The organism is Limnofasciculus baicalensis BBK-W-15, assembly GCF_024178385.1.
GTDB classification, from domain to species: domain Bacteria; phylum Cyanobacteriota; class Cyanobacteriia; order Cyanobacteriales; family Coleofasciculaceae; genus Limnofasciculus; species Limnofasciculus baicalensis.
Genome location: NZ_JAMZMM010000164.1, coordinates 1 through 13407 on the forward strand (window position 1 = coordinate 1; position 13407 = coordinate 13407).

The 13407-nt window shown below is 41.2% G+C and carries 11 protein-coding genes; 6 read left to right on the top strand and 5 right to left on the bottom strand.

The annotated features are described in order from the left end of the window. Positions 1-26 precede the first annotated feature (26 nt). The 5 genes from NJ959_RS16380 to NJ959_RS16400 all read right to left on the bottom strand — a co-directional run bounded on the left by NJ959_RS16380 (position 27) and on the right by NJ959_RS16400 (position 5349). Positions 27-875: a universal stress protein gene (locus NJ959_RS16380; RefSeq protein ID WP_254012810.1), complete on the bottom strand. Its 849-nt coding sequence runs from the start codon at positions 873-875 to the stop codon at positions 27-29. 428 nt (positions 876-1303) lie between these two features. Continuing rightward, positions 1304-2494: a hypothetical protein gene (locus NJ959_RS16385; RefSeq protein ID WP_254012811.1), complete on the bottom strand. Its 1191-nt coding sequence runs from the start codon at positions 2492-2494 to the stop codon at positions 1304-1306. A gap of 93 nt (positions 2495-2587) precedes the next feature. Further along, entirely contained in the window at positions 2588-2797 is a 210-nt protein-coding gene (locus NJ959_RS16390; RefSeq protein WP_254012812.1) for a hypothetical protein, read from the bottom strand. A 40-nt stretch (positions 2798-2837) separates the two neighbouring features. After that, complete coding sequence (locus NJ959_RS16395; RefSeq protein ID WP_254012813.1) at positions 2838-3620, bottom strand: hypothetical protein; 783 nt, start codon at positions 3618-3620, stop codon at positions 2838-2840. Positions 3621-3843: 223 nt separating this feature from the next. After that, positions 3844-5349, bottom strand: coding sequence for an MBOAT family O-acyltransferase (locus NJ959_RS16400; protein ID WP_254012814.1), 1506 nt, complete (start codon positions 5347-5349; stop codon positions 3844-3846). Positions 5350-5612: 263 nt separating this feature from the next. Here NJ959_RS16400 and NJ959_RS16405 point away from each other — a divergent pair, with 263 nt between their 5' ends. From NJ959_RS16405 to NJ959_RS16435, 6 genes are all read left to right on the top strand, one after another. Continuing rightward, a complete protein-coding gene (locus NJ959_RS16405; RefSeq protein ID WP_254012815.1) occupies positions 5613-6395 on the top strand; it encodes an HAD family hydrolase in 783 nt (260 codons plus the stop codon). A 65-nt stretch (positions 6396-6460) separates the two neighbouring features. After that, the gene (locus NJ959_RS16410; RefSeq protein WP_254012816.1) at positions 6461-6775 is read left to right on the top strand and encodes a muconolactone Delta-isomerase; all 315 of its coding nucleotides are present in this window, start codon (positions 6461-6463) and stop codon (positions 6773-6775) included. 169 nt (positions 6776-6944) lie between these two features. Continuing rightward, a complete protein-coding gene (locus tag NJ959_RS16415) occupies positions 6945-8138 on the top strand; it encodes a DNA double-strand break repair nuclease NurA (protein WP_254012819.1) in 1194 nt (397 codons plus the stop codon). A 160-nt stretch (positions 8139-8298) separates the two neighbouring features. Continuing rightward, a complete protein-coding gene (locus tag NJ959_RS16420; protein WP_254012817.1) occupies positions 8299-9408 on the top strand; it encodes an S-(hydroxymethyl)glutathione dehydrogenase/class III alcohol dehydrogenase in 1110 nt (369 codons plus the stop codon). A gap of 521 nt (positions 9409-9929) precedes the next feature. Then, entirely contained in the window at positions 9930-12065 is a 2136-nt protein-coding gene (locus NJ959_RS30360; RefSeq protein WP_305069157.1) for a peptidoglycan-binding protein, read from the top strand. Positions 12066-12285: 220 nt separating this feature from the next. Continuing rightward, the gene (locus NJ959_RS16435) at positions 12286-13164 is read left to right on the top strand and encodes a peptidoglycan-binding protein (RefSeq protein ID WP_254012818.1); all 879 of its coding nucleotides are present in this window, start codon (positions 12286-12288) and stop codon (positions 13162-13164) included. Positions 13165-13407: the final 243 nt, after the last annotated feature.

The window sequence follows — 13407 nt, forward strand, 5'->3', positions numbered from 1 at the left end:
CCCCTAGCCCCTTTTCAGACTAAAGACTAATCGGAAGTCCGTGTTAACAATACTGGACAGTTGGCATAGACGCGAACATAGTCTGACAAGGAAGATCCTAGTAAACGATCCAAATCTGGTAGATTCTTAGCCATGGAGGGACGACGATCCGGAGAACCTAGAATTAATAAGTCAATGTTCGACTCCTCTACCAGTCGGCAAATCTCAGGACCGGGTTTACCTGTAGCGTTAATACAGCGATAAGAAACGCCTTGCTTTTTCGCTTCGGCTATGGCTGGTGCTAAAACTGGATCTTGTTCGGGATTGGTGATGATTTGACCAGATTCTGTTTGTTTGTCGGCGTTGACACGAACCAAATAGAGTTGACCATTCTTGATGTCCCGTAGGAATGATAGCGCTAAAGTCAAGCTTTGTTTTGCAGATATTGATTTATCCATAGGCACCATGACGCGGGCAATGCGGCGGACATAGATCTCGTCTTTTACCAGTAACATGGGGCGGGAGGAAACTTGGAAAACATATTGGCTGACAGAGTTTTCCAGGATAGATTCGATCCGCTTGAGTCCTCGTGACCCCATAATAATCAAATCAGCTTGTTCTTCTTCTCCAACTTGAAGAACCACATCTTTAGGCTCTCCCTGTTTCAGTCTGGGGGTGATTTTACCGGGGTCCACTTTGAGAGACTTGACGGCTTCAGCAAGAATCTTACCTCCCTCTTCCAACTTGGCGGACATACCTTCAGCGGTAACTTGGGGAGGGACAACATGTAGCACAGTGACGGATGCCTTTTGCACGATGGGGATTTCCATCAACATGTTGAACATCTCTTCACAAAGCCCTCTGCCTGCAACGGCTAGCAAAATTTTTTCAATCATTTTTCACACAAGAGTTAGTTGTTAATGGTAGACTGTGCCACTCTCAGGAGAGTAGGGGACACAAAGAGTAAAACTCTATAGCCCCTAAAGTGACAGTCTTCTGTTACAATGCGCCAGTCCTGTAATTGTTAGTGGCTTTCACCCTTCCAACATTAAGGATACTTCTGATGTTGCTGCTGAAATTTGACAATTTATTACTTAGTTGGGGGCTGGGGGGGACAAGGGTTGATAGCAGTTGCCAAAATACATAGATTTACCGAGACTTAGACTAGCAAATTCTGTGTATTGCAGTGGAGAGATAGATTAAGCAAACCAGACAAAACTCTGTAGAAACTTATACCCTTGAGTTTTCCTAGGTTTACCTAGATTTTTTGTTAAATAGTTATTCTTCCAGGATAATTTGGGCAAAATCTGAAGATAAGGATGGTCTAAAATTGCCAATCAGCATCTTTAATTTCAGTTTTTTCCTCTACTTCTTCTCTATTTATCTCTCGGTTAAGAATATCTGATACTGGGGTGATATTATCATCCCGATTTGGTGTTACGGGAGAATCTGTAATCCTGGATTGAGAATTTCGCTGACGCAGAAACCATAGAGAACCCCCACCTACTAGCAACAGAGCTACGATAGCAGTTATCCACCCCACTGGGATTGAATTTGAGTTTTTAGGTGGCTGATTTTTTACTGGAGTTTGTGTAGGTTGCGATCCAGGATCTAAAGAAGGAATAGGTTGAGGTATTTCTGCTGGAAATTCTGGGGGAATCGTAGTAGGTGAAGTTTGGGGTGAAACTTGAGGTAATGGAATAGGTTGACTCCGAATCTCAGGAGAAATTTGTGGTGAGGTAAGAGTGGGGGAAGGCGTTATTTGTCGTCGGGGTTTTGGTGATGTAATAGCGGGCAAAGGCGTTATTTGTCGTCGGGGTGGTGGTGATGTAATAGCGGGCAAAGGTGTTGTCTGTCGTCGGGGTTTTGGTGATGTCAGACTGGGCAAAGGTGTTGTCTGTCGTCGGGGTGGTGGTGATGTCAGACTGGGCAACGGCGTTATTTGTCGCCGGGGTGGTGGTGATGTCAGACTGGGCAACGGCGTTATTTGTCGCCGGGGTGGTGGTGATGTAATAGCGGGCAAAGGCGTTATTTGTCGTCGGGGTTGTGGTGATGTAATAGCGGGGAACGGAGTTGTCTGTAGGTTGGGTGTTGGTGACGTAATAGCGGGGAATGGAGTTGTCTGTAGGTTGGGTGTTGGTGACGTAATAGCGGGGGAAGGGGTTACAGTAGGCTGTGGTGTTGGCGATGATTCTGTTGGTTGCTGATTATCAATTGGAGTAGATGTTGCTTCTGGTGAAGCATTTGGCGAGGAAATATCTGGAGATGGTGCTATTGTCGGGGATACTTTTAGAGATGGTACTCTTGTCGGGGATGCTTCTGGTGATGGTCCTTTTGTAGGAGATACTTCTGGTGATGCTACTTTTGTCGGGGATGCTTCTTGAGAGGGTTCAACTTGATCCACGATAATTGGGGGAGTTTGAGCCAATGTTTTTTGCCAAACAGCTATATCGCTCGGTAGCAATGAGACAAAACTTACACCCATAAAGGCTGAAATTAGCTGGCGCGTATACATATTTCCACTTGCGTATATAGTATTAAAGTTGATTTCAGCACTCACAATTCAACGCTAGTCTTGTTCCTTCCGGCGTTTCTATAGGGGATTGAACTAGTTTATACAATTTTGCGATCGCTGACAATTGCCATATCTTCCCAAAGGATTGTCTATTTTTACAGATTCTGGGGCAAGAATTTGGTGAGTTGGTGCAAAAATATTGATTAATGACTTAATATAGCGGTTCCCGTTGTTATGAGGTACAGTGGCAGTAATTTTCAGGTATGTTCGGTGCAGATTGCAGGTTTCTGAGGTGTACTTCATAAACCTGCAATCTGCTATATAAGTTAACAGATAGAAACTCTCATCTAGTTGACTGTATTTTTACTCGATCCATTTCTCTTTCCAGGATTGGTTTAAGTAAATCGATAAGTTGTCTAGTTCGGTGGTGTACACCCTGATCATTTAGGTGATAAATCCTATCATAAAATAAAGATTTGTCGTAGAGAAAGTCTCTGGGTTTTCCAACAATAGGCACTTTGATCTGATCGTAAAAATCTTCTAAGCTTTTAAAAAATGTTTGGTAGGTATCTTTTTGATAGACATCAAACCAAAGCATATTAGGCCAGGTGGCTAGGATCTTAATTTGATTGGTGTTGCTCCAATCCACAAAATTTTGTATTATTTTCATTCCATGAGTTGAACTAATATAGCCTTGAAAGTCCTGTCTCGGTTTCAAACTATCCAGTGCTTTATATTCTTTTCTGCTCATACCTGATTCGCGATTACCTGTTTCATCTCCATACTGATTAAGATTTTCTGACTTATAATAATCCTGCCATCGCTCAGGTGTTCTAAATTTTCCTAATATTCCGGTTTGTAGGCGAGACAAAGAGATGCCACTTAGGAAACGAATCTGCTTAATGAAACCCACAGATCTTAAATAGTTCGTATCGCGAGCAAACACATAGTCAATTAAGGATGAATTTAGCTTGCCATCTTCAATATAACTTTCGTATTCTAGCGGCAGCAGGACTAAATCTCCAGGCTTAACCAAGGAACGAGCACGCTGGAGAATGTAATCAATACCTAGTCCAGCATAAGTTGCTGCATTGACACAAGGGAACCCAGTTTCTTGGTGGATCATCTGACAGCTAATACCAAATAAAGCATTTGAACCAGCAACTACAACTAGCTTAGGAGTTTTAATTGAACTCGCAATTTGGGATTTAATTACCGAGATTTCGTAAGTCCAGCGAGAACTTTCAGTTGGACTACCTATTTGGTAGAATACGGTTAAGAGAAAAATGAGACTGCTGAGTATTAATCCAGTTAAGATTGAGGGTAAATACTTTCGGGATGCCATATAATCAGAAGTTAAAGTACAAAAATTCAGTTTTAGGCGCTTCTAAGACAATTTTTATTAAAATAAATGCTAATATTCCAAATAAAACACCAATCAGTTTCGTTGGTTGCCATTGAATTTTTTGCCACAGGCGATTGCCCCAACTTGGAGAGGTTTCTGCCCTAGGTAGATTCAGAGCTGGACTATATTTACTTAACCACTGCTGAGTGTTGGGAACAAACCAAACAAACAGTAACAAAACAACCAAAAGCTTTTTTCTTTCTGGTACAACTGAAGCTGACATCGATAAACCATTTGCTCCTATCATCGTCTTTAATATTGCTACAGCAGAATTCAGGTTTTCAGCTCTAAAGAAAACCCAGCCAACAACCACAGCTATAAACGTTACAAAACAAGCTAATCCTACACTCCACCAGTGAGTCTTTTTGAGATCGTGTCCTAATGATTTTCGGAAGGAACGCCATTGATGGTTAATAACAAGATAAGCTCCATGTAATCCACCCCAAAACACAAATGTCCAACCGGCTCCATGCCATAAACCTCCCAGTAGCATAGTAATCATTAAATTTATATTGTGTCTAATTTTGCCCTGACGATTTCCACCTAGAGGAATGTAAAGATAATCACGCGAAAAGTTAGATAGAGTAATGTGCCAGCGACGCCAAAAGTCACTGATATTTACAGCTTGGTAAGGTGAATTAAAATTGAGTGGTAGCTTAATCCCAAACATTCGAGCTGCGCCGAGTGCCATTTCAGAGTATCCTGAAAAATCAAAGTATAACTGAAATGTGTAAGCAAGTGCCCCACTCCAAGCATCATAAAATGTGATGGGTACACCCTGAGCAGCAGCATTGAATACAGGGGTAGCGTAGATCGCAATGTTATCAGCAATCAGAACTTTTTTCGCCATACCTATCATAAAGATGGTGATCCCCACTTCCATATCTTCTGAATTAAACCGATAAATAGATGGATTGGCAAACTGGGGTATTGTTTCTCGATGTAGAATGATTGGTCCAGCGATTAATCGTGGGAAAAAAGTAACAAATAAAGCATAATTTAAGAGACTTGATTCTTTTGTTATTCCCCGATAAACGTCTACAATAAAAGTAATTTGCTCAAATGTAAAGAAGGAAATACCTAAAGGCAAAATAACTTGAGTTAGATTAAATTCCGTCCCCGTTATATCATTTGCCGTAGAAAGGAAAAAGTTAGCATACTTAAAATAAGTAATGAGGCTAAGGTTTACAATAATTCCCAAAAATAGAATAATTTTTTTGCGCAAAGAGCTTTCAAATTGCTGGCTCAACGCATACCCGATAAAATAGTTAAACAGTAGCGATGAGATTAACAAGATCAGATATGCTGGATTCCACCAACTATAAAAAAATAAGGATGTGGCTACTAGCCATGCAATGGCGAACTTGTCATAATATTTGCCAATTCCAAAAAAAACTAATAGAGTGATGGGGAGAAATAGGAAAATAAATTCAGATGAATTAAATAACATATCTCAAAGGTTGATGGCGTAAAATTTAACAAATAACTTAGCAAGCAGGTTGGGATCGAAAATAATTTATATTTCAGTAATTTCGGAGGCAATCGTATCCCAATTAAAACGTTTAGAGATAGTCATTCTATTTTGTATTTTGGATTTGAGACTGTTTAGTTTACTTTTCAGATGCCTGACTCAACCTTTTTAGGTTGCCTGTTGCCATTTTCTAGCTCGCCAACATATAGGATAATATAATACCAGATTAAATCCCTAAACCCATGGCAACTGAAACCCCTGCTATTCTCGCCCTAGACTTTGACGGAGTTCTCTGTGACGGACTCCTAGAATACTTTCAAACTTCCTGGCGCACCTACTGTCAAATTTGGCAACCAGATAACCAAACTATTCCAGATAATTTAGATGCCTCATTTTACCGCCTTCGACCTGTAATTGAAATTGGTTGGGAAATGCCAATCCTAATTCGTGCCTTAATTCAGGGAGTTCCTGAAAATACAATAGTAGCAGATTGGTCAGTGGTGGCGCAAGATATCATAAAATTAGATAAATTAGAGCCAGCCACAATTGGCAAGGAGGTAGACAGTACAAGAGATGAGTGGATTGCCACAGATTTAGAGGGATGGTTAGCGCTACATCGGTTCTATCCTGGTATCATTGAACGGCTGGATCAACTTCTTAGATCAGATAATAGCACAGAATTATTTATTGTCACAACCAAAGAAGGACGATTTGTTAAGCAATTATTACAACAACAAGGTATCCAACTCTCTGAAGAGAGGATTATTGGCAAAGAGATTAAACGTCCCAAACACGAAACATTGCGGCAATTACTAGGACAGTATCCAGGTACACTATGGTTTGTGGAAGATCGACTGAAAACCTTGGAATCTGTAGCAGAGCAGCCAGATCTAAATAATGTAAGATTATTCTTGGCAGATTGGGGATATAATACAAAAGCCCAACGGGATTCTGTAAGTCGTGACTCTGGAATTAGCCTCTTGTCACTTACTCAGTTTGTCCAAGATTTTGAGGTTTGGCATTAGCAAGCTTGGCGGATAGATTTAACCACAGAAACCCGCAATCAACCAAATGTGGAGAATAAAAAATTATGCTGTATCATCTGGATTTTCATGTAGAGTATTCGGCGAATATGAGCCAGAAAGACTTGTTTAAAATCTGGGCAAAGGAAGCCGATGCAGCACTTGATGCTAAAGCAGTAGGTGTTGTAGTTGATTTATGGAAATGTGTTGGTACTCGTCGGGTAATTGCTATTGTTAATGTTGATACTCCTGATACTCTTGACCAAATTCTGTTGGATTTGCCAATTATGCAGGAAATGGGGCAGCATGTACAGGTGGAAGTTACTCCTTTACGTCGCTATGAAGATTTTGCCGCAGATGTGAAAGAGAGATTAAAATCTTAGTAATGGCTAATGGCTAATTGCTAATTGCTAATTGCTAATTGCTAATTACTACTTTTGATAAAAAGGGCGAGTCGCTTCATGTTATTTGTGAGTGCGAGAGATTATCGTAACGACTCGCCCCTACATTCTCTACTCCCCACTCCAAAAAACCCACTCCCTACTCCCCAATATGTTAGATCTCACTAAACTTGCAGGGGAAATCCCTAATATTAGTCAACACCTGAAAGGGGAAGCAGCGGCTGGTAACAAACGCTTAGAGCTAGCTCGCACGCTGCTATCTCAGGCTAAAATAAAGCAGGAAAAACTGGTACAATCTCAACAAAAATGGCGGGATCGCATTATCTTCAGTGCGGCTATTCCCATCGAACCTCTGGATACTTGTATTGACTTAGATCCCGCGCCTTACAGTCATACAGTTTTTGCGACAGATGGTTCCCAAATTTCACCATCTCATCACGAAATTGCCTACTGTTATCTGATTAATGTTGGCAGGGTGATGTTACATTACGGGCAAAGTTTATATCCTTTATTAGATAGTTCACCAGAAGTATTTTACAAGCCAGAAGACTTATATGTTTCCAGAAAATGGGGGATTCGTACAGAAGAATGGATGGGGTATCGACGCACAGTTTCAGAGATATCTGTATTAGCAGAAATGGCTTCTCGTTGGGTGAATCCTCCTGGGCCACATTTTGATATTCCTAATTTGGCGATGGTAGATGGCTCCCTAATTTATTGGTTTTTGGAATCTATACCAACAGAAGCACGCGATCGCATTTTACCACCAATTTTAGCAGCCTGGGATCGGTTGCGCTCCGTTAACGTACCTTTGATGGGATATCTGAGTGCAGCGCGAAGTAGTGAAGCCATAAATTTTTTAAGATTAGAAGCTTGTCCCCACCCCAATCCTAACTGCATGACTCATTGTGGTAGCCTTACAGATAAGTTACCTTGTCAGGTAGTGGAACCCTTGCGAGATACATCATTTTGGGGCAATTATTTGCAACCTGGACAACGGGGGACTTTGTTTCGCAGCTCCCAGCGAATTTTGGATTTATATGGCGATCGCAAAATTTATTTCTGCTACGTTAATGTGGGGACAGAAATTGCCCGTATTGAAATTCCTGAATGGGTGGCGGAAAATTCTACCTTATTAAATCAGGCGCTAAGTTTAATGTTGGCCCAAGTTTATAAAGGATATGGATATCCAATAGCCTTAGCGGAAGCACACAATAAAGCAGTAGTAAGAGGAGGGGACCGCGCTAGCTTTTTTGCCCTTTTAGAACAACAAATGATTCGTACAGGATTGAGAAATGTCGGAACATCTTATAAGGAAGCCCGTAAACGTGGGAGTATTAGTTAATCTTACATTTTGCACACTACAATAATAACCGTAGAAAGTCTTTATAAGTAGGGGGCGTTATGCGAAGCTAACGCACCATTCATTCTATTAGTAGTAGAGCCAAGTAAGTCCTAGGAAAGTATAATTAATCCAGTTAATATTATTTAACAGGAAGAAATAAATGGAAATCAAAGCAGCAGTAGCCCACGCACCAGGAAAACCATTAACCATTGAAACTGTTCGCCTCGAAGGACCAAAAGCGGGTGAAGTGATGGTAGAAATAAAAGCAACTGGAATCTGTCACACTGACGCATATACCCTCTCTGGTAAAGATCCCGAAGGATTATTTCCCGCAATTTTAGGACACGAGGGTGCAGGTATAGTGGTAGAAGTAGGAGCAGGTGTCACCAGTGTCAAACCAGGAGATAGTGTAATTCCTCTTTACATTCCTGAATGCCGTAATTGTCCATATTGCTTAAATTTCAAAACCAATCTCTGTCAGGCAATTCGGGTAACACAAGGACAAGGTTTAATGCCTGACAGCACTAGTCGGTTTTCCATTGGCGGAGAAAAGATTCATCACTATATGGGCACATCAACCTTTGCCAACTATACCGTATTACCAGAAATTGCTGTTGCTAAAATTCGGGAAGATGCACCTTTTGATAAAGTTTGTTATATAGGTTGTGGAGTAACTACAGGTATTGGTGCAGTCATTAATACGGCTAAAGTTGAACCCGGTGCGAGAGTAGTAGTGTTTGGACTGGGGGGAATTGGTTTAAACGTTATTCAAGGTGCTAGAATGGTGGGTGCTAGCCAAATTGTCGGAATTGATATTAATCCTGCCAGGAAGGAACTAGCAGAAAAATTTGGCATGACAGATTTTGTCAATCCCAATGAAATTGAAGGCGATTTAGTGCCCTATTTGGTAGACTTAACTAAAGGTGGAGCCGATTACAGCTTTGAGTGCATTGGCAATGTTGAGATCATGCGTCAAGCATTAGAATGCTGCCACAAAGGTTGGGGAGTAAGTGTTATTATTGGTGTAGCTGGAGCTGGAGAAGAAATCCGCACTCGTCCCTTTCAATTAGTGACGGGAAGAGTTTGGAAAGGAAGCGCATTCGGTGGTGCGAGAGGACGAACAGATGTACCTAAAATTGTTGACTGGTACATGGAGGGTAAAATCAATATTGACGATTTAATTACCCATGTCATGCCCTTAGAGAAAATTAATCATGCCTTTGATTTAATGAAACAGGGAGAATCTATCCGCAGTGTTGTAACTTTTTAGGTGATATCTTCGCCACTGATAAAGATACAGCCCTTTTCGGATGATTGAGTTACAGAGAAACCCGGTTTCCAGGCTATGCCTCATGTAACTGAAAATCTCTATAACTAGGTTGGGTTGACGCTTATTACCCAACAACGCTACCTTCACCTCAACTCCGCTTTCGGAAAATTACCGAAAAAATTAATGTTTATCGTGCTTCATGGCTAGATAAAATACATCTTTAATAGGGTTTGGACTTACCGTTGAAAGCCGAAAACCTCCTTCGCCAAGCCTGCTCCTAGCGCCTTACCCCCGAGCCAACCTAAAAAAGGGGTGAACAGTCGAAGAGTCACAGTCCCCCTTTTCAGGGAGATTTAGGAGGATCTCTGCTTAAGTTATTATGGTTATCTGGTTACCCAGAAACAAATTTAAAGGTTGATTAGACTGGCTCATCGATAGCACAGTAGCACAACTCACTGGCACAGACGGAGCGAAACAAATCAAGAAATAATCAATTTTCTATCGTTCATCAAGAGGAAATTATGGTTTTAGTTAGAGATGTCAAACAATTCAGCAGTATGCCAGTTCGAGGTTTGGACAGGCAGATCATTTGGCAATTCAATCAAATGAATCCAGGTTTGCTGGTAAGCATTGAAGACTTAAATATTAACAAAGGAGACGGACTTTTACCTTTTTGCCAAATAGCAGTAAAAAATGCCTTAGCGAGATTTTTAAAAGATTATGGCAAGCCTTTAACTGTCAATAATGCTTACCGCTCAGTAGTTGCTCAAACAGTATTCTGGAACAACAGAAATTCCGTTAGTACTCTTGTCGGTCCCCCTGGAAGATCCGATCATCAAAACGGTGCATCAATAGACATTGATGAATGGCCACAAGTGAGAGATTCACTGATCAAATACGGATGGCGATGGACTTATGGTAGACAAGATCCGATGCACTTTGACTGGACTCAAGGCATTGAATTTATCAAAGATGACACAATTAAAGCATTTCAAGCTTTGTGGAATCTCGCCAATCCAAACGGAGAAAAACTGAGTGTAGATGGCAGTATGGGGGATCTTGATAGTTCCACAACTTTCCGATTCATTAACTATTCCCCCGCTGAAGGTTTTCCTGATTTGCCCTATCCCAGAACCTTAATGCTGACGACACCAGTACAGATGGGTAAAGATGTGGGACAGTTACAGCTAGCACTAAGAAAAGCTGGCATGAAACTCGATGCAGCAGATCAACAATTTGGGCTAACAACTGACCAAGCTGTCAAAGAATTTCAAGCCGCAAACTCTTTAACACCAGATGGCATTATCAGTGCAGAAGGTCAAACACGGAAGGCTTTGCAGCCTTTTCTAGATCTCTTCCCAATTCCTGTCTCCAATATTACAATAGGACAGACTTTAAAACTAGGTTCATCGGGAGCAGATGTAGTAAAATTACAGCAGCAATTAGAAAAATTAGGATTTGATATTGGTACTCCAGATGGTAACTTCGGAGGGAAAACTGAAATCGCAGTTAAAGCATTTCAAAAAAGTCGCGGACTGAAAGATGATGGTGTCGCAGGTTCTCAAACTATAGCCGCATTATTTGCAGCTAATCCAACTCCCAAGCCAACACCAACTCCAACACCAACACCAACTCCCAAGCCAACACCAACACCAACACCAACTCCCAAGCCAACTCCAACTCCAACACCAACCCCTAAGCCAACACCAACTCCGACTCCAAATACCGTAATAACCAAAACTTTAAAACTAGGTTCATCAGGAGCAGATGTACTCGCGCTTCAGCAGCAATTAAAAAAATTAGGATTTGATGTTGGCACTCCAGATGGTAGCTTCGGCGGGAAAACAGAAACCGCAGTTAAAGCCTTTCAAAAAAGTCGCAGACTGAAAGATGATGGTGTCGCTGGTTCTCAAACTGTGGCTGCATTGTTCTCAACAACACCCACACCTCAACCAACTCCCAAGCCAACACCAACACCAACTCCCAAGCCAACTCAACCCCCAATAGGTATCGATATTTCCAGCAACAATCCCCCTGTAAATTGGTCTAACGTCAAGAAATCAGGAGTTACCTTTGCTATTCTCAAAGCCAGTGAAGGAGGCGACTGGGTAGATCCAAAATTTACGACAAATTGGCAAGGAATCAGACAAGTAGGTTTAATTGGTGGTGCATATCACTTCTTTCGACCTTTAAGACCCCCGGCAATGCAAGTAAACAACTTTCTCACCGTTGTTAAAAATAGTCTCCAAGTCACCGATTTACCCCCTGTAGTAGATGTCGAAGCATGGCCTCCAAGTGTCGGAGATCAATGGAAACAACTGAATCTAAGCCAGCGGATTGATGCTGTCAAACAATGGCTAATATTAATGGAGAAAGAAACAAAACGCCGTCCAATTATCTACACTAGTCCTTCCTTCTGGAAAGATTACATGGGGGATTCCCAAGCATTAGTTAATTACCCCTTATGGTTGGCACACTATACCGACAGCCCTCAGCCAACTGTTCCTGCCAAAAATTGGGGAGGAAATGGTTATACCATTTGGCAATATACCGAATCTGGTACTGTCGATGGAGTTACTGGCAAAGTCGATAAAAACAGATTTAAAGGTACATTCGACCAACTGGTAGCTTTTGCTAAAGGTACAGATATTGCCTAAGTAAAAAGTCAAAAGTCATTAAACGTAGGGTGGGCAATGTTCCGACAAGTCATATAATCTAATCCCACAGAAGATTGTGGACATTGCCCACCCTATATATTTATTTACTTTTGATTCTAAGTCAAAAGTCAAAAGTCAAAAGTCAAAATAAGATTTATGTTTTGTTTTTGACTTTTGACTAATAAAAGTTCATTCTTTTAGCATTCACCAATAGGAAATCATGGTTTTAGTCAAAGACATCAAAGAATTCAGAAGTATGCCAGTTCGCGGTTTGGACAGGCAAGTGGTTTGGCAATTTAATCAAATGAGTCCTGGTTTACTAGTCAGCATTGATGACTTAAATATCAATAAAGGAGACGGACTTTTACCTTTCTGCCAAGCAGCAGTGCGAGATGCTTTAGCCAACTTTTTGAAAAGTTATGGCAAAGCAATAACTATCAATAATGCCTATCGCTCTGTCATTGTTCAAACAGTATTCTGGAACAACAAAAATTTAGCTGGTGGGATGGTAGCTCAACCTGGAAAATCAGATCATCAAAATGGTGTATCGATAGACATTGAAGAATGGCCTCAAATCAAAGATTTACTGATTAAAAATGGATGGCAATGGACTTATGGGATGAAAGATAGTATGCACTTTGACTGGACTAAAGGTATTGAATTCATCAAAGATGACACAATTAAAGCATTCCAAGCCTTGTGGAATGCCGCCAATCCAGGTGGACAACAACTCCTTGTAGATGGTGGTATGGGGGATTTAGCAAATTCCAAAACATTCCAGTGCATTAACAATTCACCTGCTGAAGGTTTCGGCGGTGTAGGCTATCCGAGAACCTTGTGCCTAACCTCACCCATACAAGTAGGTAAAGATATAGGACAATTACAGCTAGCACTAAGGAAAGCTGGGATAAAACTTGATACAGCGGATCAACAATTTGGGCCAGCAACTGATAAAGCAGTTAAAGAGTTTCAAACAGCTAATTCTTTAGCTGCTGATGGCATTATCAGTGCAGAAGGTGAAACTCGCAAGAAGTTACAACCTTATCTGGATGGAGTCGCTTCCGCTGCTTCTCCTAGTGTGATTCCCAATAAAAAGTAAGCTACTACAGCTTATCAGTTCAAACAGAGATCTTGCACCAGTTTCAATAAGTTGAAAAACCTAACCCCCCAGCCCCCTTCCCTGGTAGGGAAGGGGGGGCAAGATTTCATACTACCCTCTCCTAGATGGGCAGGGCTGTTTCATTGAAACCGACTAAATTTGGTAATTTCAGTTTGGTAATTTCAGTCAGTTTTAACTGACTTAAGCTATGAGACAGAGAATTTATTCTCTGTCGGTTATAGC